The organism is Eionea flava, assembly GCF_055393785.1.
In genome coordinates this window covers 866,681-887,905 of sequence record NZ_AP036018.1, presented here as the reverse complement: position 1 = coordinate 887,905, position 21,225 = coordinate 866,681, and the positions used below count along the sequence as shown (strand labels likewise).

General features: G+C 38.2%; 19 protein-coding genes. All 19 read right to left on the bottom strand.

Annotated elements, in window-relative coordinates; genetic code table 11:
* Window position 1 precedes the first annotated feature (1 nt).
* Complete coding sequence (locus ACZ5O6_RS04025; protein WP_447091018.1) at window positions 2–673, bottom strand: acetyltransferase; 672 nt, start codon at window positions 671–673, stop codon at window positions 2–4.
* A complete protein-coding gene (locus tag ACZ5O6_RS04020) occupies window positions 670–1,593 on the bottom strand; it encodes a glycoside hydrolase family 32 protein (protein WP_447091019.1) in 924 nt (307 codons plus the stop codon). The genes ACZ5O6_RS04025 and ACZ5O6_RS04020 overlap by 4 nt, the downstream gene beginning before the upstream one ends.
* Before the next feature lie 55 nt (window positions 1,594–1,648).
* Complete coding sequence (locus ACZ5O6_RS04015; protein ID WP_447091020.1) at window positions 1,649–2,620, bottom strand: class I SAM-dependent methyltransferase; 972 nt, start codon at window positions 2,618–2,620, stop codon at window positions 1,649–1,651.
* An 8-nt stretch (window positions 2,621–2,628) separates the two neighbouring features.
* Complete coding sequence (locus tag ACZ5O6_RS04010) at window positions 2,629–3,330, bottom strand: class I SAM-dependent methyltransferase (protein WP_447091021.1); 702 nt, start codon at window positions 3,328–3,330, stop codon at window positions 2,629–2,631.
* Complete coding sequence (locus ACZ5O6_RS04005; protein ID WP_447091022.1) at window positions 3,320–4,240, bottom strand: glycosyltransferase family 2 protein; 921 nt, start codon at window positions 4,238–4,240, stop codon at window positions 3,320–3,322. The genes ACZ5O6_RS04010 and ACZ5O6_RS04005 overlap by 11 nt, the downstream gene beginning before the upstream one ends.
* Window positions 4,237–4,944, bottom strand: a complete 708-nt coding sequence (locus tag ACZ5O6_RS04000) for a WbqC family protein (RefSeq protein ID WP_464283539.1) — start codon at window positions 4,942–4,944, stop codon at window positions 4,237–4,239. Before ACZ5O6_RS04000 ends, ACZ5O6_RS04005 begins: the two co-directional genes overlap by 4 nt.
* Before the next feature lie 157 nt (window positions 4,945–5,101).
* On the bottom strand, window positions 5,102–7,009 hold the full coding sequence (locus ACZ5O6_RS03995) for a polysaccharide biosynthesis protein (protein ID WP_447091024.1): 1,908 nt from the start codon (window positions 7,007–7,009) through the stop codon (window positions 5,102–5,104).
* 21 nt (window positions 7,010–7,030) lie between these two features.
* Window positions 7,031–7,582, bottom strand: a complete 552-nt coding sequence (locus ACZ5O6_RS03990; RefSeq protein WP_447091025.1) for a sugar transferase — start codon at window positions 7,580–7,582, stop codon at window positions 7,031–7,033.
* A gap of 20 nt (window positions 7,583–7,602) precedes the next feature.
* A complete protein-coding gene (locus ACZ5O6_RS03985) occupies window positions 7,603–8,538 on the bottom strand; it encodes a UDP-glucose 4-epimerase family protein (protein ID WP_447091026.1) in 936 nt (311 codons plus the stop codon).
* Complete coding sequence (locus ACZ5O6_RS03980) at window positions 8,531–9,709, bottom strand: glycosyltransferase family 4 protein (RefSeq protein WP_464283538.1); 1,179 nt, start codon at window positions 9,707–9,709, stop codon at window positions 8,531–8,533. The genes ACZ5O6_RS03985 and ACZ5O6_RS03980 overlap by 8 nt, the downstream gene beginning before the upstream one ends.
* Window positions 9,706–11,370 (bottom strand): heparinase II/III family protein, encoded by a 1,665-nt coding sequence (locus tag ACZ5O6_RS03975; protein WP_447091028.1) that lies wholly within the window; start codon window positions 11,368–11,370, stop codon window positions 9,706–9,708. Before ACZ5O6_RS03975 ends, ACZ5O6_RS03980 begins: the two co-directional genes overlap by 4 nt.
* Before the next feature lie 52 nt (window positions 11,371–11,422).
* Window positions 11,423–13,303: an asparagine synthase (glutamine-hydrolyzing) gene (gene asnB, locus ACZ5O6_RS03970; RefSeq protein ID WP_447091029.1), complete on the bottom strand. Its 1,881-nt coding sequence runs from the start codon at window positions 13,301–13,303 to the stop codon at window positions 11,423–11,425.
* A 644-nt stretch (window positions 13,304–13,947) separates the two neighbouring features.
* Window positions 13,948–15,216 carry an MATE family efflux transporter gene (locus ACZ5O6_RS03965; protein ID WP_447091030.1) on the bottom strand — a complete coding sequence of 423 codons (1,269 nt, stop codon included), beginning with the start codon at window positions 15,214–15,216 and terminating at the stop codon, window positions 13,948–13,950.
* A complete protein-coding gene (locus tag ACZ5O6_RS03960) occupies window positions 15,197–16,375 on the bottom strand; it encodes an O-antigen ligase family protein (RefSeq protein WP_447091031.1) in 1,179 nt (392 codons plus the stop codon). The genes ACZ5O6_RS03965 and ACZ5O6_RS03960 overlap by 20 nt, the downstream gene beginning before the upstream one ends.
* Entirely contained in the window at window positions 16,368–17,789 is a 1,422-nt protein-coding gene (locus tag ACZ5O6_RS03955) for a capsular polysaccharide export protein, LipB/KpsS family (protein ID WP_447091032.1), read from the bottom strand. The genes ACZ5O6_RS03960 and ACZ5O6_RS03955 overlap by 8 nt, the downstream gene beginning before the upstream one ends.
* A gap of 9 nt (window positions 17,790–17,798) precedes the next feature.
* Window positions 17,799–18,566: an oxidoreductase gene (locus tag ACZ5O6_RS03950; protein ID WP_447091033.1), complete on the bottom strand. Its 768-nt coding sequence runs from the start codon at window positions 18,564–18,566 to the stop codon at window positions 17,799–17,801.
* Window positions 18,556–19,263 carry an acylneuraminate cytidylyltransferase family protein gene (locus ACZ5O6_RS03945; protein ID WP_447091034.1) on the bottom strand — a complete coding sequence of 236 codons (708 nt, stop codon included), beginning with the start codon at window positions 19,261–19,263 and terminating at the stop codon, window positions 18,556–18,558. The genes ACZ5O6_RS03950 and ACZ5O6_RS03945 overlap by 11 nt, the downstream gene beginning before the upstream one ends.
* Window positions 19,256–20,173: a Gfo/Idh/MocA family protein gene (locus ACZ5O6_RS03940; RefSeq protein ID WP_447091035.1), complete on the bottom strand. Its 918-nt coding sequence runs from the start codon at window positions 20,171–20,173 to the stop codon at window positions 19,256–19,258. Before ACZ5O6_RS03940 ends, ACZ5O6_RS03945 begins: the two co-directional genes overlap by 8 nt.
* Complete coding sequence (locus ACZ5O6_RS03935; protein ID WP_447091036.1) at window positions 20,170–21,219, bottom strand: nucleotidyltransferase family protein; 1,050 nt, start codon at window positions 21,217–21,219, stop codon at window positions 20,170–20,172. Before ACZ5O6_RS03935 ends, ACZ5O6_RS03940 begins: the two co-directional genes overlap by 4 nt.
* Window positions 21,220–21,225 lie beyond the last annotated feature (6 nt).

The following is a 21,225-nucleotide window of genomic DNA, read 5'->3' as shown; positions in this document are numbered from 1 at the left end:
ATTAAACACCAAAAAACTTTACGTAATCATCAGATGAATATCTGAATTGTTCAGCAGAACGTGATAAATGCACTGTATTAGATTTGGTGTTTTTAGAAATCATTGCTGAAGCACCAATTACATTATATTTACCGATTAATATTTCATTGACAACTGTAGCATTAACACCAATAAAACTATTTCTCCCTATATTAGCTTGACCCGACACAACAGCTCCAGAAGCAACCCAACAGTGTTTTTCCACGCAACTATGGTGTGCTAGCGTAACATTACACCAAACCATCGAATTTTCTTCTAAACACACATGAGGTTCAATTACGGCATTCGGTAAAACAACACATCCTTCGCCTAATAATTTTTCACTGTATACTCGGGCATCAGGATGTACGTAAGTTTCGATACTATAACCTAGCTCTTTCAAACGATAAAACATGGATTCTCGATCACGATTTAAATTGTTATAGCCCATTGCCATAATGATGGAGACTTCACTAGGAGGGAAGATGTTGTCTAGTTTCGTCATCCCAGCCGACTTAACACCATCCACCGTATTTAAATCCAAATATTCATCATCAACTACCGTAGCCAAAACCTCATACCGATGATCATATTTCAAATATGAATATAATATATCTGCAGTTACTGAATTACCGGCGAGTACAATTTTTTTCATTTACAGCCTTCCAATACAGCAAACCCAAAGCCTGTTTCACCATAATTATTGCCATTGTAGAGCATATACTTGTATCCTTTATGTTCAAATACTGAAGGATAACAAATCATCTCTGAATCCCAACCCGATACAGACACATCTATACCTGATATCGTGTCATTCCTGTCCCAAGTTAAGCCATCTTTAGATGATGCATAACCCATACGATATGTTGAAATTTCTTTTGTTGCACGATGCGCAAACCACATATGAAATACACCATCCCACAATACTACACTGGGTCTACCAAAAGCATATTCGTACTCATCGGCAAAAGGAATAATCAAATCGGGCTCACACAGCCAATCGATACCATCTAGTGAAGTAGCATGATGGAAGCCATACCAATGATGCCAGCCCTTATCTGTTTTTTCCCAGCGAATTCCCGAATTATACCAAGCATGCCACTGATTATCTTCCGTAATATAAAATGCTGTTGCTGCTGCAAACAATGGATTGTTTTTATCTCGCCCTAAAACTGGACCAGCAAACTCTTTTTTAAGGATTAAACTATCGATATCTAATATAGCTCTACCTGTATCACATAACCAAAGACCATCCGGTAAATTTTGCCACCCTACATAATAAAGATAATACTCTCCATTATTTTCGATAAGACACCCACTAATAACACCATCACAATCAAAACATCCTGGATCGCCAATAGCTAGAGCTAACTTAGGCTCTCCTAATATAACAACACGCCCTTCACTTACATTTGCATAAGATAAAAAAACATGAGACCGCTGCTGTGAATCCCTACATGTATACGCCAGAATAAAGACATCATTATGTATATGTATAATGCAAGGATGTGATGCATGCGTATAACCTGGCATATTCGGCTCAAACAACAACCCTTTCTTGACCCAGTTAAACATTAAACCCGCTTCCCCTTCATGTTAAACAACCCTTTAACGCCACACATATGATATGTTAATTACCCTTCAAACCTTCTCGTAATAGTTTTTCTAAGAACGCAACTCTGCTAACGTTTTTTTTCTCAGCCTCGAAATAGATCTTATCTTTTAATTCTGGGTCGACTCCCTCCAGTTGACCAAAATATCTAGTACGAATAGTGCCCCCCCTCTTACCAATATGAGGGATATCAATATTTATCGGCAAAGGAGATGTAGACTTAGTATAATCCACTATATAAAAACAGTTGCCCGCCGCCCACGACAAATTTACATCTTTTGCATTTTTCGGCAACAAATCTAACGGAGGATCGTAATCACAAAGTTTATTATTATTGATAACCATTTTTCCATATTCTGTATCTTTCAGCCATGACGCTATTCCTTCATCACCAAAAACAATACGGCCGCCATCTTTTGCAACGCGATCCATTTCAGAAATGCCTTTAGCTATATCAGAAAATAAATTTATTCCCCCAAAGTGATATACCGCATCAAAGTAATCATCAACATAGGGAAGGTTGGTCGCATCACTTACTGAAAATTCTATATTGTATTTGGAAAGCTCATATTCACCTTGAGCACGCTTTATTGCTTCCTGTAGCATTTCCTTAGAATAATCTTGAGCAAATATTTCTCCCTCCTCCCCTAAATTTTTAACAAGAAACGGAAGATCCGCACCAGCACCAGTGCCGGTAATAAGCACTTTCTGCCCTGGCTTAAGATGCAACCTAGAGATAAGATTTTTTCTAAGATCAACCTCGGTAGAATTAAATGTATTCAAAACCCAATTAGTTGCATTTTCATTCATTTTTGCTGCTTCAGCAGCGGCATAATCATTCCCCTCTTCTTTTTCACAATCAAAAACCGGGGCAAGCACACCACCAATTTGCAACATCTCAAAAGTATGCCCCGCACTACAAGATAGGGCATCGACATTAACATCAAGCATTGAGCTACATTTAGGACATCTATAAATATTATTTTTCATTAATCTTACTACCTTTCTTGTTTTTCACAAACCACCCAAAACACTCGCTCTTCGATACCGTAATAATCATTGTCTGCAAAACCAATAGAGAAATTTTTAAAATAAGGAGAAAAACAAATTTCAAGCTCTTTGGCATCTGAAACCCCATGAAGACGATAACCATTTCTATTACCATATGGATCAGAATTAATAATAGAAGATCCATCACTTTGCTTTACTGAGCCAGAAAAGATATAAGATGAACTGCACGCTACAGATGCAATGAGAGTACCACCGGGCTTTAGTACTCGAAAATATTCAACTAGATTATCATCAAAAGATTCACCTTCATCACAGTAATAACAACTATGGCAAGCAAGGATACAATCAAAAGTATTTTCGTCATATGGAATGCTACTGTTTCTGCCTACACGTAAGTCAGCATTATGCCCAAGTTCCATTAAACGATTTTGTGTTTGTTCTACAATACCCTGAGTAATTTCAATACCACTAACCTTAAAACCTTGGTCGCAGAGAAATACCGTATTCCTTCCATCACCAAAACCCACGTCAAGAACCTTAGCATTAGCATTCAGTCTTTCAAAAAGTAATCTAGGGTATTTTGCAAGAAATGTTCGGACAACAAATTCAGTCGGGTATACTTTAGCTCCATTCCTTTTCGAATAGAATTCTTCATAAGAAGAATCAATATTTATCTTCTCACCTTCCATATACACTCCTAACAATTGACAATGGTCTTTTTTTAGTTTCCAAGAAAACTTTGGAAAGATAAATTCCTATGATACCGATAAACGAAATTATCATTCCTCCTAACAGCCACACAGAAACCATGACAGATGTCCAACCAGCAATCGGTTGATATAAAAAGATTTTATTAAAAATAATATAACCGGCAAATAAAACTGACGTTGAAAGAATCAGCAACCCAATATAAAAGATAAATTTTAATGGCTGCTCACTAAAAGAGGTAATGGCATTAACAGCGTGTGTTATTTTCTTAGTAAGAGTATAATTTGTATCACTCAGCATATGCTTCTTTACAAAGATTTCTGACTGCTTAAAGCCTGTTATTACCCACAAGCAAGAAATCACCAATTCTCTCTCCCGATAGCTCAGCAATGCATTAACATAGCGGCGAGTCATTAATCTAGCTGTTACAATATTTCGGGGGTGGTCTATATTACTTAACCAGTTAAACAAAGAGTAAAATAGCTCGCCACTCCATCTTTCAAACCACCCCCCCTTTCGGGCTTTCTGTCTTCCATAGACCACATCGGAGCTTTCCTCGACCATGAGTTTTGAAAATTGGCCAAGCCACTCAGGCTCCTCCTCTAAATCGCTGTCTAACAAGAATATTTTTTGCCCCTCGGTATATTCTAAACCCGCCATCATTGCTTTATGATGCCCAAAATTTCGGGAAAGGTCGACAACAACGATACGTGAGTCTTTCTCTGTAAGATGAATCGCTAAATCTAAACTATTATCTGGCGAACCATCATTAACAAATATAATCTCATAATCATCACCCACTAACTCTTGAGCTATCGCACTGGAACGATCATAAAATTCGCTGATATAGGGTGCAGAACGATAAAGCGTGGTTACAATAGATAGCTTCACTTTACACACCTCATATAATGAGATGACTCTTTTCCGCAGTTAAATAATAGGTCGATAATACTGACACCATGACTGAAGCTTCCCCAAAGCTGGGGATACTCGGGGTACCCATCATAATCAAACCAGCTCAATGTTACACCAGACTTTTTAAAAACAAGCTCATCGATATAATTTTTAGCTGATGGGCCAGAAACATATTCAACAGCGTCCGCCTGCAAGCATAGATCCACTAATCGCTCACTTTTACCCTCAGACAACTGATAATCTGATGAACTACTAATAACAGTTTCAATCGATAGATAATGACAAATCGCCTCAATAAATGCGCGATTCACCTGTGAAATATTTACATATGAATTATTGTGATACAAGGGGTACAGAAATTCAGAAATTTCTTGAAAGTAAGGAGCTCGGCTATAATTACTTTTTATGGTTTTCCAATGAGCATCACCCCAACCATAATCAGATAATAATGTTTCTTTTATAGTTTGATGATATTTTCCTTTAGCCTCAACGGCGACTGTTAACCATTGAATGCCATTTGGCGTTTTAATTTGATTACGATTTCTCCAGTCACGACGAGTATATTGCATATCATCGTAAAGAATAAACTCATCTACAGCCGCAATCATGTCAAAATATCCTTTCCAGGGAATATAGTTAGACTGCAATATTGCCACTTTTTTTTCTTTCATAATAGACATTTAGCCCAACTTATTTAACTTGTTATTGTACAGACATTCGTGCTATCTTTCATGAAAAATACTGTCACCACGCTTACTATAACTGACCTTTCCCCTAGATTGTTACCACTGGCGATTTCTTCTGTTATCCCATTTTTGGAGGATTAATCAGAATTTCCTATAGCTTATTAGCTGCTTTTTTACGCCACACCAAATCATTTAAATCACTACTGGGAGAGTAGGCGGTCGGCGCGCTTTGTAACAGAGCCTGAACTTTTTCAATTTCAAAATCATGGCAGGCCTGGTCAAACTCGTTTAAAAAATTTGACATATCCTGCCATGATAATGAATGTTCATTTGCCGTCATGATGCGCGCGTGCTCAGTAGCATACACATTATCTCCTACTAGAAGCTCTTCGTAGAGCTTTTCGCCAGGGCGCAGACCTGTGTAATTAATTTCGATATCACCATGTGGATTATCTACACTTTTAACTTCCAACCCCATCAAATGAATCATTTTGACTGCAAATTCAGCAATTTTTATTGGCTCACCCATATCGAGCACAAACACATCCCCCCCCTTGGCCATAGCCCCCGCTTGAATCACTAGCTGAGATGCCTCTGGAATTGTCATAAAGAAACGCGTGATGTCTTTGTGAGTAACGGTAACCGGCCCGCCTTTGCGAATCTGCTCACGAAACAATGGCACCACAGAACCGGAAGAACCCAGTACATTACCGAAACGCACCATACAGAACGTTGTATTTGTATCAAGCTTTGCCAGAGCCTGCAGCGATAGCTCAGCCAATCGCTTAGTAGCTCCCATTACATTCGTTGGTCTTACGGCTTTATCTGTAGAAATCAACACAAATGTTTCGACATTCGCATCTGCTGCTGCTTGAGCACTATAGAAGGTGCCAAAAACGTTATTTCTCACACCCTCCACAACATTGTACTCTACCAATGGTACGTGCTTATATGCTGCTGCATGGTAGACCGTTTGCACACCAAACGTTTTCATCACTGTTGCTATACGATTTTTCTTTTGAACACTACCAATGATTGGCTTAAGCTCTACACTGAGTGACTGTCGATTAATCAGCTTGGTAAGCTCTCCGTCAATTTTATAAAGGGCAAACTCAGACAGCTCAAATAACAGTAATACTTTTGGCTCTTGTTGAATAATTTGGCGGCACAGTTCTGAACCAATCGAGCCACCAGCTCCTGTCACCATCACCACTTTACCGGCGATATTTTTGCTCATCAGGTCCGAACGAGGCTCAACAGGCTCTCGCCCCAGTAAATCTTCAATTGCCACATCACGCAGCTCATCAATTTTTGCTTGACCAGAAACCAAATCAGAGACACCCGGGATAGAACGAATTTCTACAGCTAGAGGCTCTAATTTGCTGATAATGATACTACGCTCTGAGCGAGAGACCCTAGGTATTGCTAATAGCACTTGCCTAATAGAACCAGACTCAAGCAGCTCAGACAAACGCTCAAAAGCATATACAGATCGACCAAGAATATTAGTATTTTGGAGGCTTTTGTCATCATCTATAAAGCCAACGGGATCGTATTCGCCACCGTGCATTAACGACTGTGCCAATTGGCGACCTGCCGAACCTGCACCATAAATCAACACACGCTCTTTGTTCCGCTTGTTGCCCTGCATTGCAAGAGCGCGCACTGTAAAACGACTGCCACCGACAAATATCAGTAAGAAAGCAGCATAAATAAGAGGAACGGTGCGAGGAAGAGAATAACCAGTAAAAAAACCAGCCATTACCAAAGTAAAGACCGATACACTCACACCAATCAAAATAGCAACAGCCACTTTTGAACTCATATAGCGCAATACGGCGCGATACAAACCTAAACGTATAAAAGCGATAAGCGTTACAGGAAGAACAATAGCGAACAGCAACCAGCTTTCTTGTTTATAAAAAACAGAAGCACTATCAAGCCGAAAAATCCAAGCACCCCAAAAAGCAGCAAAAATAAAGCACGTATCCAGAACTATGGATACCGCTCTCTTGGCAGGACGAGGAAGTTTGAACAATATTTTTAATAAGCTAAGCATTCCGTAATGCGCTCTGAAAAATCAAGACTTTATTCTATCACCAGAACCTTTACCTAAAACAGTCATAAGAATATAGGCAAAGTACGATTTGATGTTAAGTGTTTTAATCATCTCGCTGTCTGTTTCTGCGAGCAACTTAGGCGTAGACATATCTATTTCGTTTACTTGAGCCAGCCCTGTGATACCCGGCCGCACGTCAAACACGCCCAATCTTTCACGCTCTTCTGTCAATTCAGCTTGATTAAAAAGACCTGGCCGAGGGCCAACCAGACTCATTTCACCTTTCAATACGTTCCATAACTGAGGCAGCTCATCTAGTTTGGTTTTGCGCAACAGACTACCTAACCTAGTTATAGAAGACGTCGAGGCTAAATGACTAGCAACGGAGGCAGTATCTAATGCCATGGTGCGAAATTTAATCAGCATGAATGGCCTCTTGTCTCTACCCACGCGCTCCTGCCGAAAAAGAGGCGAGCCAGTATCGAACAAGCCTGCGATATAAATCAGCAAAAATACAGGAAAACCAAAAAACAAACCTAATAGTGCAAGCACAAAATCTAAGAGGCGAATCATTTTTTATCCAATCCTTATGGCTATTTTTTAGCCGTTAAACGAAAACCGTGCTCAACACTGTAGGGAGGCACCCAATCAAGCGTTTTCTTAGTATGCTCAATATCCAATTGTAGAGAACCAACTAGGCGCTCCACTACCGCTTCTTTTTTGAGGATGGCAGCAGCCAACTTGAAGCACCATACTGGTACAGGAAGCGAAAAGTTTATCTTTCCCTGCACCTTGGCCATTAAAGCAACCATCTGGGAAGTAGACAAATCGTCATCATCCGAGACCAAAAACACCTGATTAACTGCGCGAGGGTGATCGATACAGACCTTAATTAAGTCTACCAGATTATATACGGACACTAAGCTACGCTTATTATGCTTAATGAAACGAAATGGCAAGGGAAACCCCTTACCAACAAACTTCATTAGGGATGCAAAGTTTGCTTTCACGCTCTCACCATAAACCAAGGGCGGACGAATAATCACAATCTCCATTCCCGTCTCGCTTCCCAATGCCAAAAGCTGTTCCTCTGCTTCAGACTTAGAAATGCCATAATCGTCTTCTGGTGAGTGTTTATCAAAAGCAGTAAAAGGTGATCGATGTGATGTCGATTCGCCATTGACTTTAATGGTGCTTAAAAAAATAAAGCGTTTAACACCCGCTTGAGCAGATTGACGAGCGAGGCTTAGAGTGCCCTCGGTATTTATTGCTCGATATTCTATCAAGGAGTCACAAGCAGAATCATCCATTATATGAACGCGCGCAGCGCAGTGAATAACAATCTTCGCATTTCCAAGTGCCTCTAAAAATTTGGCGCCCTTAATCATTTCACCTTTGAAAAAAGGCACTCCAGCAACATCAAGATCTTTTCTGCCAAAGAGACGTAGCTGCTCAGCAGGTAACTTCGATAGTAGCGCCCCCCCCACAAAACCAGAAGCACCGGTAAGAAAAATACATCTGTCATTCATATTGTTTACCTAGTTCAACAATATCCTGAGCCATACACTGCGCTATTTTATCTCGAGAAAATTTTCCCACAAAGTCTTTACGTTCACAATCAACCATTTTAATATTACCTAACGACGATATAGCCAAATCCACATCACCAGGAGGGAAAACAGCCACATTAGACACCTCTTTGTTCAAAAATTCAGCTGCATATCCAGCTACGCCAGCCCAAATAGGCTTTCCTAATGCAGCGTATTCAAAAATTTTAGACGGAAGTACCTTACGAAATGCTGGATAATCATTTAAATGAAGAAATAACACATCAGCGTCAAAATATTCATTAATCAACTCAGCTCTACTAACCGGGGCTAGTATTTTAACATTTGAAATCTGATCAAGCGCACTTTCTAGCAAAGACTTACGCCCTCCATCGCCTAATAATCGAAAATTTACCTTTGTGTTCAAACGTTTTGCTAAAGCAGGGATAATGCTATGCAGTCCTTGACCTTCGCCCATATTCCCCGCATATAAAACTGTTAACGGCTTATCAGTTTTTTTTCTATTTTCTAAATTAGACTGAGGAGCAGCTATTAAAAATTCATTATCAATACCATTGGTAAACCATCGATAATCTGCTCTCGGATAACGTGATTTAAAATAATCAGAGAAACCTGCAGAAACCAAATTTATTCGCTGCGCTTTTTTAAACGTATAATTCTCAATCATAGAAAAAAAAGGAACTGCCAGCCAAGAAATTTTTGGCGATAAAACATCGCTAATGGTGTCTACAAAAACATCTCTAATATCAAGATACAAAGGTATATTTTTTTTCTGGGATATGCGAGCTCCTAAAAAAGCGGTAAATAATCTAGAAGATGTCGAAAAAACCAGATCATAATTTTTATTTGCAACCAAATTAGTTGCTTCTTTATAATAGGTTAAAAATGCCCTCATCTGATCCAACATACCACTCTTGTGAGATGGTAAAGCGACGCGATTCACTTTTACACCATCCCGTTCCTCATGCCGCGGAGCATCAATAGAAAAAGAAGCATAACGATTTGGTAGCGTAGTGATAACTTCCACATCAACACCAGAGATTTTTTTTAGCTGATCCACCAATGCTGTAGATCTGAATGAGCCGGCGCAAAGATCGGGCGTATAGTAAAAAGTAAGTATGAGAATTTTCAACGATCAGCCTTTAAAACGTTAATGTTTGTACTTAAGTATCCATCGGAGAAAGGAATTATAATTTTTTTGTTGCCCACACTCATACCAAACCTTGGGTGCCAAGTGCTATCTTTTAAATACAGAGGTAGACTACTTTTAAATGTAACCAATGTTAAGCAAGGTAGCTGAAGGAGTAATGCTTGCTGCTCCACCTCTAACACTATGACATCAGGATGTAGGTGCAAATGATAACACGCTGCTTCAGGACTGGATAATTGATCAATAATAGAGCAGCCGTCAACTTCAGCCTCAATTGATCTTGTATGAACCACTTCTGGCTTCAACCTTTTATAACCATCATGACTTGCCACAAGAATCGCCTTGCCCTCATAAGACTTCGAAGACAATAATTTTCCATAAGCACGGCGTGCCACTCTAAAGCCAGACCAAACCTCAGAAGAGTTCTGGTTCTGAACAACAACAGTATTATGAGCCGCCGTCTCTCGCTGACGCAAACGTTCTTTACTCACTCCATATAAAGAAGTACCAGAATTAACAAATAAACGGTGCTGCCCAACAGAAATTTCAAAACTTAAGGTATCTGCATGGGCATGCCCTGGCAAATAATCAGGTCCAATATTCGCATGATCAAACAGCAAGGTAAAACAATCTGTTTTAACTCGGCTATAACCACTCGCTTTATTGGTCAGCAGTGTTTCATTATTTGGCATGTAAATAAGATCGAGTTTTTTAGCGTAATTAAATATTTGCTGGGGTTTTGCGGCAACACCAATAGCAGCATCATTGAAAAAACTAATTTCACCATCAGGATGCAACATGCTTCCTAACCAAGAAAGCGCTTTTTCCGCAACCGAACGCCATTCTGGCATGCACTTTAATAAGGCCGGATGCTGACTTAATTGAGCCAAATCAATTAATTCTAGGAGATCCCAAAGTAATATTTCATGATACATGGGTGATAACTCAAAATGAGCACCATCATCTAAAAACTGTTCAGATATTTCACTATCTAACAACGCCAAGCCTAGCTCTAAAAATTTTTTTGCCTCGCCTCCTTGTAAATAAGTACCAACAAAAACCAACGCTTTAGCATTTGCAAACAGATGATTTCCTAAAATATGGTACTCAATTTGCTGAGTTAACACATCAGCTTGCACCGCAATGCTATTAACATACTTACTTTCAACATCACTTTTCCGACTAAACCATTTGACCCAGTTTACCAGCCTTAGTGAAATGGGATAAGGCTCCCAACCATTACCAATACATGGGGGATTTTCCTTAATCCAACGGTCGATAAAAGCATAATGGAAATCTTCTCGCTCAATCGAGCCATTTGAATTTAAATCATCAAAATAATGAAGATTATAAACCCATAGCTTCGATATCTCAGGGTGATTCCAAATATTACTAGGTGTAATATCGTATGTCTTTCCTATGAAATGAGCTTTGTTATTTTGATACAAAGCCTGCGAGCTATAACCACCTCCATTCCACTTCCAGCGTGCTGTTTTCGGCAAAATAATTTCGTCAGCTTTGACCCTTCTAAATTTATAGATAAGTCTAAAAAAAATCTGTTTAAATTTAAGGTATTTAACAGTATGAAATAGTCTAAATAAACGATATAACACTATAGTATCACTGCTCCAATCTGATAACACATTCGAAAATACCGATTAACCAAAGCTATTAAGAACAATCAAAAAATAAAACTTAACGAAGGCACACATTTCGCTTCTCGATCCAACGTTCAAGCACTAACAATGCCCATAAGTGAGATGATGAGTCTTCTTGTTTTTTATAGAATGATTCCGTAAGGCTTTCAATATAATTATTTTCAAATAAAACAGCAACTCGGCTTTTATTGTTTAGATATTCACGAACAAATTCTTGATTAGACTGAAGCCAATTCCACACAGGAGGATTAAAACCTCGTTTCGGCCTATTAACAATTTCATCTGGCAAAAAATCGGTGTATGCATCCTTTAAAATCCTCTTGGTTACTTTGCCTTTTATTTTCCACTCAGGCTTTAGCTTAGCAGAAAGCTCAAGCAACTCACGATTGACAAAAGGCACTCTTAATTCAAATGCTGTTTGCATACTTAATCTATCCGCACCATCCAATAAGTTATATGGTAAAAACGACTTTTGATCGGTGTAGCAGGCTGCATCAACACCACCGCTATGGCATTCATCAAAGATATCAGCAAGATATTGGCCTCGACAGGATTCAAGAAAAGAATGTCCTAGCGAAGAACTAATCTGTTTTAATCTTTGGTAGGTAATCACTGATGTCCACCCCTGAAACCTGTTTGCAGGTGGTTTACCTTGGCTCTTGACAAACTGTTTAGATCGACGAATAAAATGATTCTTCCATGGAGTCTCGGGCATAAGTGATAGTATCGCGCCAATAGCCGGAGCGCCTACTGATAGTAATGGCTGAAAATTTTTAGCCACTTCTAGTGCCCGATACCTTGGGTAACCACCAAAAACCTCATCGCCTCCGTCTCCCACTAAAGCAACAACCGCTTCTTTTTTAGCAGCTTGACAAATAATATTTGTCATTGACACTGTAGGGTTACCGTATGGCTCATCCATTTGATCAAGAATTAAGTCAACCGTACTTAGTATCGAATCACTGGAAAAATCAGGGTAAATGACATGATGAGATAGACCAAAACGCTCTGCCACTATCTTGGCATACTGAGTTTCATCATACTCATCGTTATCTTTGTAACCAATAGAAAACACTTTTGCATTGCTTGTCGTTTGAGCCATTTCGGCCACGATAATACTAGAGTCTACCCCCCCGCTCAAAAAAGCACTAACAGGAACATCTGCAATCAACTGGCTTCTTACTGACTGCCCAACCTTTTCCCTCACCAGCTTGACCGCGTCTTGATAACTTACATCCAGTTTTTCTGCAGCATCAGGTATTTGCCACCACATTGACATTTCTAATTTACCGCTATTTAAATCAAATTCGAAATAGTGGCCCGGCAATAGTTTTTTAACATCACTATATATAGTCTTAGGTGCTGGTACATAATTGTAGATTAAATACTCTGCTACAGCACCCTTATCTATCGTCAAATCTGGGATAACACTTTCTAAGGTTTTCAGCTCGGAGGAAAAAACTAGCGATTGGCCATTATGCCAAAATAGAAAGGGTTTAATACCTACGTGGTCACGAGCACAAAATAGTTGTTTTTTTCCTGAATCCCATATTGCAAAGGCAAACATACCATCTAACTTATCAAGAACACCTTTCCCCCAACGTTCGTAACCAGCCAATAATACTTCGGTATCCGAGTTAGTTTTAAATGTAGCTCCTTGTTGCTCTAACTCTGATTTTAAAGTCTTATAATTATAAATTTCTCCGTTATAAACCATAACGAAGCCCCCATCAGCACTAACCATAGGCTGGTTTGCTATTGATGAAAGATCTATAATGGATAATCTGTTATGGGTTAAAATGACATCATCGGATTCATACACACCTAAGTTATCTGGCCCACGATGAAAAGTAATATTTCCAAAGTCCTCAGCCGACCACCCATTTTTTAGATTAATGAGCCCTGCAATACCACACATGTTAACTAACCCTCTAAGGTTAAAATAGTCTTAGAGACATTACTGCCCCACAAATATAGAATAAAAAAGCTTAAATATCAAAAACTTGGCACAATACAAGCGCCAAAAAACACTGTAGAACCAAGAGATAAGCCATGTCAGATCATACGGCATTCACTCAGTTGCTAAAATTCATTTTTCGAAATGAATTTTAGCAACTAGCAAAACAACGCCTTGAAGAAGAGCTTTTGCGCAAAGTGTCTCGCTGATCTCAATTTTTTGTCCCCAGTCCTAGCTCAACTTTCAAACCAAACCAGCCAAAGATATGCTGTGTGCAACCTGTCGGTTCAAACTCACAAACTCTATCATGCGAGCGCCGCTCTGGTTAGCCGTTCTTCGCTGGCTAGAGCAAATGAGCAACGACCGCACACTCTGTATGAAGCGATATTTAACAAGTTGCTTTCTCGTTGCAACACAATGGCTTTTACAGCTGAATTTGCTTGAGTGGCGCGACCTATTGACTTTCTTAATATATACCCCACCAGCACCCATACAACCACAGTTACAAAAACTGTTTTCATCCACTTAAATTTATGAGACCGCAATGCCTTAGAGACTATTTGCAAACTAATTTCAAGAACGTAAAATAAGGTACTTACACTAAATCATAACAATAAAACAGATAGCGTTGCTATTGTAGGAAATAAACACATAATAAAAATATTTTTGAGGGAGCTATTCTTGGCGCTACCAACAAGAATTGTGATACAAATACAATAGACAAGATTTACTACCAGAGACACCTCAACAAAATCATTAAGATTACTTCTTAGGAATAAAGTGTAACTTAAAACGCACAGACCTACACCCGAAAGAGAAATAGTTAGCACCACTACTAAAATTTCTTTAGAGCGCTTTACAAGCTCATTAAAATATATCTGACTATAAGCAACCAGATAGCCGATAACCAAATAAATAAATATCTCTTGAAATAAGTGGGCATAATTAGGCAGAAAAAACTCTAAAAAATAGCCTCCCCAAAGTAAAAAACAACATAGAAATATAAAGTACAGAACTGTAAAGAGCAAAAAAAATCCAAGAATTATAAAATCGGCTTTTTTTTCATCCGCCTGAGAAAGAAAAAATGGCGATATTACTTTTCCAGCAGTATTTACCAAAATTAAGCCGAGTTGATAGAATATAAAAAACACAGCATAAGAAGCAAGGAAGGCTTCATTTGAATAAATAATAAGAGCAACCCTATCGATACTTTGAAATAAAAAAGATACGATTGTTAAAAGAAAAGGGGGAAGACCACTCTTTATAACATCCAAATAAAACTGGTTGAGCGCTAATGTAAATTTGGATTTTGTAGTTAACCAATAGTACAAAATAGCTAGAATATAGGCGAGTAAAATACCATAATATATCCCATAAAATGAAAAATATTTATAAAGTATCAGAGCCGCACTAAGCTGAGCAACACAAAAAAATAAAAGCCCAGCAATATAACGCTCAAATTCAAACTTATTTCTTAAAAGAGACTGAAAGAATGTATACTGCAAGATCAATGACATCACAAACAGTGACATTGCCACATCAAAGTGAACACTCTTAGAAGAAGTCAGAAAAATAAAAGCAAATAAAAATGAGGCTATGAAAAAGAATACTGAAATTACAAAAATATTCTGCTGTACTTTTTCTTTAATCTCCGCTTGAGCTATAACATCTTCTGACTGCAGAGGATAAAACTTATTGAGATAACTCAAGCAACCGAATGATGCATAAGGTGAAAACCTGAGAACAAATGAAAAAACAACCCATGAGGCAAGCTCGGCCTGAGCCAACATGCGTACTAACATGAACTCAAATACGAACTGCAGAGCCTTAGCTACAAATTCACCGAGAAAAACTTTAGCGAGCTGCTTCTTCACTTAACATCCTTTGACTAGGGCTCAGAGAGCCTAAAACAGCCCAAAAAATAGGCTCGTTAAATAAGTTAAAAACGAAGCAGGCATAGATACAAAAGGTTATAATTGAAGCTTTATAAGCAAGCCCTAAACCTTTGCAATACGAAAGCTTTACAAGCAAACCCAATATAAGAAAAGCAAAAGACAATAGATATACGCCCCCAAAAAACAAACCAAAAGAAATCAAGGGGTTAAGATAGGAAAAATGTACATTTTTGTAGTTCTGAACGTCAGACAAATTAGGGGTGTCATAAATGTATGTGTAAGTAAAACCAAAGCCAGCTCCCCAAAGAGTTCTAAAGGAATCTGACAACCAATATATTGTTGCGGAGTAAAATTCTTGATACCTTCCAGAAGAATATTCATTAATTCCTCTAGAGCCATCGAACTGCAACCTAGAAAACATACCATCACCCAAACCCAAAGAAACAAATATAGTGACGAGCAATACTCCACCAAGCAGATACATAAAATATTTAAAATTAAAATAACGAGAAAAAGCTAGAGGTACCGCAACAGCTAAGACACCAAGAACAAAAGAAAGAAGAACCCCTCTTTTTCCTGAAAGGACTATTAACAAAAAACACAATATCGCTAAGACTAATTTTTTCTTATAACAAAGAACAAAAAACACAGGTATTAATATTTGACAGGCAAGACCTAAGTAAACACTTCGTCCATAAGCATTGGAATAATAAATAAACGCAATTACTATGCCTATTGCAATAATAACAAAATAAGACAGACGCTCTAAAAACCAGAGCATACGATCAAAGCTTTTATTCATATTAAAGAAGTAGATATAGACTAACAACCCAGCAATAAAATGAGATGCACCTGAAACAATATTAAAAATATAATTTTTAGATAATAAGCCTATGCAGACACCCCAAAAAAGAATTAATGACTGAATAATTGCGTAGTAATTTAATTTCACTTGCTTTAAGAGCAAACAAAAAAATGTCGTGAGTATTAACAGGGGCTCAAACAACCTAAGAACCACACTAAAAACATCTTGGTCCCCGAAAAAAACCCTAATCAGGTATAAAAACGGAGAGCATGAATAAAACACAATTATTAAGATCTCAACAGGATTTAATTTACAATCCCTAAATTTAGTCATAGGTGCCTGTCCTAACTGGATACGCACCCTGACTTTTAATTTTTTCGATTGCTTCGCTTACACTATTCCCTAAAGTAGTCATTGCCTCTTTGTTATATGGGTTCTTAGATGACCCATAATCAAGCGGAAAGACATAACCTTTCAATAAGCCGGACAACATATGAGTTATAACTTTGCCTACAGCCATATCCACCACTTTAGAATTTGCAATAGTTTGGGATATAGTACTTTCTAACTCTTCAAGCTGACCAAAATCATTTAATTCCTTGCATACATTGTCAGTGGCATAGTATGCCTTACCAAAAGTTATTAGTGGCTTATTTCTAACAATAGCCTCTACACCAACAGATCCCGTCCAAGTTAGAACTAAATCAGCATGCTCAATCACTTCATTAGACGGAATATCGAAAGGAACCAAACAAAAAGACGGGTTTTTAGAAAAACTTTGATAGAAGGCACTTTTTCTTAGGCCATATGCACTAGGATGTTCTTTAACCAATATGAGAGTGTCTTTAAAATCTACGCCCAGTAACTTTGAAACAGTTTGATAAAAATCTGAAAAATCGGAAGATGTCCCCCAATAATCTAGGCTGCACTCAGGATAAAATTGGAGCGGCAAGTACACAATTTTCTTATTACTCTCTTTGGCGTTTTCGACTAAACTCTTATAGCACTTATTTTGAAAACGGCGAAAGAATATTTGAGATATTGCCCTACAACTCATACATTGTTCTGATGCTACCGTATTGTAATAAAAATTATCGGGGTCAGATATTCTCTTATAAGCATAATAGGCTATTTTTACTTTTTCCTTTAAGTACTTAGTAAAAAACATAGATAGCGGTTTAGTGCTCCACATAAAATCTTTTTGCATATATGGAACATAACACCTCTCCTTCAACTCACCAATCTTCTGCTGAACTAATGCTTCTTCAGGCTCATTATTAAAAATAAGCTCTCCTCGGCTCGTCAAACGAGAATATCCATTGAGCATATTATTCAAAAAGCCTATATACTGACCACTTCTAGCTCTCATAATGCGATCACATAAGTCAAGCACATAAGAATCCATTACCATACCAAAAATATAATCTGGATCATTTTTTTCGATAATATTAAATAGAGCTATAGACATACATTTTATTCTTTTTATTTGCTCGTCATGAGGCAAAGTTTTTAAATATCTACATCTACGAGAAACACTATCAAAATTTATTTCACTCCAAATAAAATGATCATCTATTTCATTTTTTTCATAGCTAGTTTTAACTGAATAATATACTGACATAACATCAATATCTTCCGTTCCTGAATGATCACTAAAATACGATACATTAGAAAATATTGGTATATTTTTCACCAACTCTTTAAAAAAAACATCAATACGTGGGCGGGTATAAACTAAAACTTTCATACTAATTACCTACAGAACAAAACCATCATCAACAATAATATTTTGACCATTTACATATTTACTTTTATCTGACAATAAATAGAGTAACGAACCTATAACATCCTCAGGATTTAGCATCCCCTTATTTAAACACTCATCTTTATAGTTTTCCAAAAAAGAGTCAGGTTGGCCATCCAATATACCCCCAAGTGATAAGGTATTTACGCGAATATTATTACCTTTAAAATAGGCCGCCATATATTTGGTGAGGTGGTTAAGCCCCGATTTAATAGCTGCATACTCGACCGATACTGTCATCGAGGTTCCTTCATAAATATGAAAGCGAGGCGCAACCAAGCCATAAATAGAGGAAACATTAATAATATTGCCAAAACTCTGCGCCATAAAGTGCTTAGCAAAGCACTGAGATACGTTAAAATACCCACCTAGGTGTAAACCGACATTCTCGTTAAAATCAGAATACTCTACATCGAAAAAGTGGCGACCAAAGTTTTTATTGCGTGGGTATGCATTATTCACCACTGCATCAATTTTGCCGTATTTATCGTTAAGCGCTTGCAATTGTTCTGCAATACAGTCTTTATTGGTAATATCCAATTCAATCACATCAATTCGACTATGGAGCTCTTCGGGTAGGCTGGCTTTTGCTTGGGCAGTATTTTCAGGATTAATGTCTGCGATAACAGCTATACCGCCACTATTTGCAATAGCTTCTACAAACGCTCTACCGATTAAACCTGCTCCGCCTGTGACAACCACCACCTGATCATTTAACATTTTTTTTATTTCTCATTAAAAATTCAACAAATTCAAAATCAATTTCACTATCAATATCAATCGAGCGCTCTTCTGGCATCACGAATAAACCTGTGCTTTCAGAAAAAATATTTTTCTGTTCAAGCAAGGCTTGTCTTGCCCATACATAAATAGAGGCATTCATGTCGTAGCTTTTTGGAGCATCCTGCCTTCTAACGATTGATGACTCAAGCTTTTTAGAAAGTGCCACACAACCATTATTATCGACTTCGACCATATTAAAATAGGGGCTTCGCCTGCTGGGCATAGCGGTGATTAAATTAGCGTTTTTATTCTCCAAAAACTGAGAAAAGGCTCCAGTGATGTCCGAGACATTCCTAAGTGGGGATGTCGCATCAAGATCCACATGATACTCGTAAGATTTTTTATAGTGAGCCTCGCTCCTTAAAAAAGCATCGCGAATAACCTCTAGCTTACCTGCGGTATCTGAAGATAGGTCTGCGCTGCGACGAAAAAACACTTCCGCCCCACACTTTTCTGCGGTTTCTGCAATCTCGTCGGAATCAGTACTGATGACTACGTGATCGAATAATTGGGCCTCAAGCGCTTGCTCTATAGTATGCGCAATAAGGGGCTTACCATTTAAACGCTTAATGTTTTTATTGGGTACACCTTTGGAACCACCTCTAGCACAAATTGTGCACAATACATTACTCATTATTTTGCTCCTGTATCGTCCGTATTATTTTCATCACTTGAATGCCTTGCTTCAGTGAACATATATGCTGCTTATTAGGCGAAAAAAGCAACTCACGGTGCATGGCTGCAAAAAGATCATTTCTTTGCAGTGTACTGAATGTAAAATTTTCTGTTTCGCCATTAACTACTGTTTTTTGCAAAGTATTTTTAACTAGATCAGCCTCAAGGGTGAACTGGTTTGTGTTAATCTGCACGCGGCGAGTCGACGACTTGGTGAAATAATCAATGCTTAGATTAACGATGGCCTGTTTATCTGTTTGGGCAATCAAAGCCACTAGATCATCACTATCTATTTTTAAGTTAGATACTTTCTTTTGGTAGCTGCTTATCGTGCAGAAGTATCCGGCCAGCCATGCGGTGTAATCAATTTCGTGACTCAAATCTAACAGAGCGCCACCGCCTTCATTCTTTTTAGCACTGTACGATGTTTGGTAATCACCGTTTTCCCGCCAATGAGGTAAATAAGACCCACAATTTACGTTGACTGACAATATCTCTTGTCCGGCTAGCATTTGCTTTACTTTCTGCAATACCGGATGAAAACGTAAAACATAACCCACATAAACATCATTCTGCATGCTAGGCAAGTCGTAATATTTTTCAAATAGTGGCTTTTCACAAAATACCGTCTTACCGCTTACTTGCTCATTCAGCCAGGCAAGTTGTTCAAAATGCTTACCTGTTTCAGAAGCAATTAGAAAATAGTCGTATTGATTAATATTTAGAACGTCTGTTAGCTTGGAAAAAATCACTCTGTCACTTAAACATTGCTTGGTGACAATATCGACTGTTTCTATCTCAGAAAAAGATGACAAAACCTCATCATGTCTGCGACCAATTGAGCCATAGCCAATGATGAGCGCCTTCATTCAAATATCTCACTGTACTCTCTATTAGCTTGCTCAAATTCATTCATACGGCCAATGTCTAGCCAGTACTCATGAATAGGAAAAGAAATGATAGTTTGTTGCCGCTCAATTAACGCTTCAAACAAGCTGGGCATATCGTAATACTGATCGTTGGGAATAGCCGATAATGCGGTTGGACTAAGCATATATATACCGGCGCTCACGAAGAACTTATGAACAGGTTTCTCTTCTACCGAGGTCACTTTATTTCCATCAATGTTAACAACCCCGTAGGGCACTTGAAAATCATATTCACGTACGCACATCGTTGCTTCTGCGTTATGTGACCGATGATAATCTAGCAGGCTTTCAAAATTGACATCCGTTAATAAATCGCCGTTCATGACAAAAAAAGGTTCTTCGGGTTTATTATTCAAAAGACTCAACGCCCCCGCCGTCCCCATACGCTCTTTTTCAAACACATATTCGATATTGACGCCAAATTTTTTTCCATCGCTAAAATAATTTTTGATGGCATCAGCTCTGTAGTTAACGCACATAACAATGTTAATGAAGCCGTAACGACAAAACTGCTCTACAATAGTTTGCAATATCGGTTTGTCTCCTACCTTCAACATAGGCTTTGGAGTATTTTTTGTTAACGGGTGCAGCCGTGTACCCAAGCCACCCACCATGAGCACAACTTTATTTGTTTTTATCTCGGGCTTTAATAGCTCGTCAATTTCTCTAAGAGCAATAACACGATAGCTTTCATCGACAATGGGGATTTGATGCAGTTTTTTAGCGAGCGCTTTTTTTATAACATCTTGAGTAGATTCATCAATAAAACCTACCGTGGGATTCTTAAATACAATTGGCCCAATAGTATCGTCTAGCGTTAAGCCTTTTAACAAGCCACGTCGCACATCACCGTCGGTTATAGTACCTAAAAGTTTTTCCTTGCTGTCCACCACCAATAAAATTTGCAATGCCGTTTGGTTCAGTTTTACTAATGCATCTTTGATACTTATGTGCTGGCTTATCAGTGCAGATTTAAATTGGGTCATAAAATA

Bases quoted from the DNA above. Each gene is read 5' to 3' on its own strand.
- ACZ5O6_RS04025 (WP_447091018.1), bottom strand. From the start codon at position 673: ATGAAAAAAATTGTACTCGCCGGTAATTCAGTAACTGCAGATATATTA.
- ACZ5O6_RS04020 (WP_447091019.1), bottom strand. From the start codon at position 1,593: ATGTTTAACTGGGTCAAGAAAGGGTTGTTGTTTGAGCCGAATATGCCA.
- ACZ5O6_RS04015 (WP_447091020.1), bottom strand. From the start codon at position 2,620: ATGAAAAATAATATTTATAGATGTCCTAAATGTAGCTCAATGCTTGAT.
- ACZ5O6_RS04010 (WP_447091021.1), bottom strand. From the start codon at position 3,330: ATGGAAGGTGAGAAGATAAATATTGATTCTTCTTATGAAGAATTCTAT.
- ACZ5O6_RS04000 (WP_464283539.1), bottom strand. From the start codon at position 4,944: ATGTCTATTATGAAAGAAAAAAAAGTGGCAATATTGCAGTCTAACTAT.
- ACZ5O6_RS03995 (WP_447091024.1), bottom strand. From the start codon at position 7,009: ATGCTTAGCTTATTAAAAATATTGTTCAAACTTCCTCGTCCTGCCAAG.
- ACZ5O6_RS03990 (WP_447091025.1), bottom strand. From the start codon at position 7,582: ATGATTCGCCTCTTAGATTTTGTGCTTGCACTATTAGGTTTGTTTTTT.
- ACZ5O6_RS03985 (WP_447091026.1), bottom strand. From the start codon at position 8,538: ATGAATGACAGATGTATTTTTCTTACCGGTGCTTCTGGTTTTGTGGGG.
- asnB (WP_447091029.1), bottom strand. From the start codon at position 13,303: ATGTGTGGTATTGCAGGGCTCATTAATCTAAAAAATGGGTGGTCGGCT.
- ACZ5O6_RS03960 (WP_447091031.1), bottom strand. From the start codon at position 16,375: ATGACTAAATTTAGGGATTGTAAATTAAATCCTGTTGAGATCTTAATA.
- ACZ5O6_RS03955 (WP_447091032.1), bottom strand. From the start codon at position 17,789: ATGAAAGTTTTAGTTTATACCCGCCCACGTATTGATGTTTTTTTTAAA.
- ACZ5O6_RS03950 (WP_447091033.1), bottom strand. From the start codon at position 18,566: ATGTTAAATGATCAGGTGGTGGTTGTCACAGGCGGAGCAGGTTTAATC.
- ACZ5O6_RS03945 (WP_447091034.1), bottom strand. From the start codon at position 19,263: ATGAGTAATGTATTGTGCACAATTTGTGCTAGAGGTGGTTCCAAAGGT.
- ACZ5O6_RS03940 (WP_447091035.1), bottom strand. From the start codon at position 20,173: ATGAAGGCGCTCATCATTGGCTATGGCTCAATTGGTCGCAGACATGAT.
- ACZ5O6_RS03935 (WP_447091036.1), bottom strand. From the start codon at position 21,219: ATGACCCAATTTAAATCTGCACTGATAAGCCAGCACATAAGTATCAAA.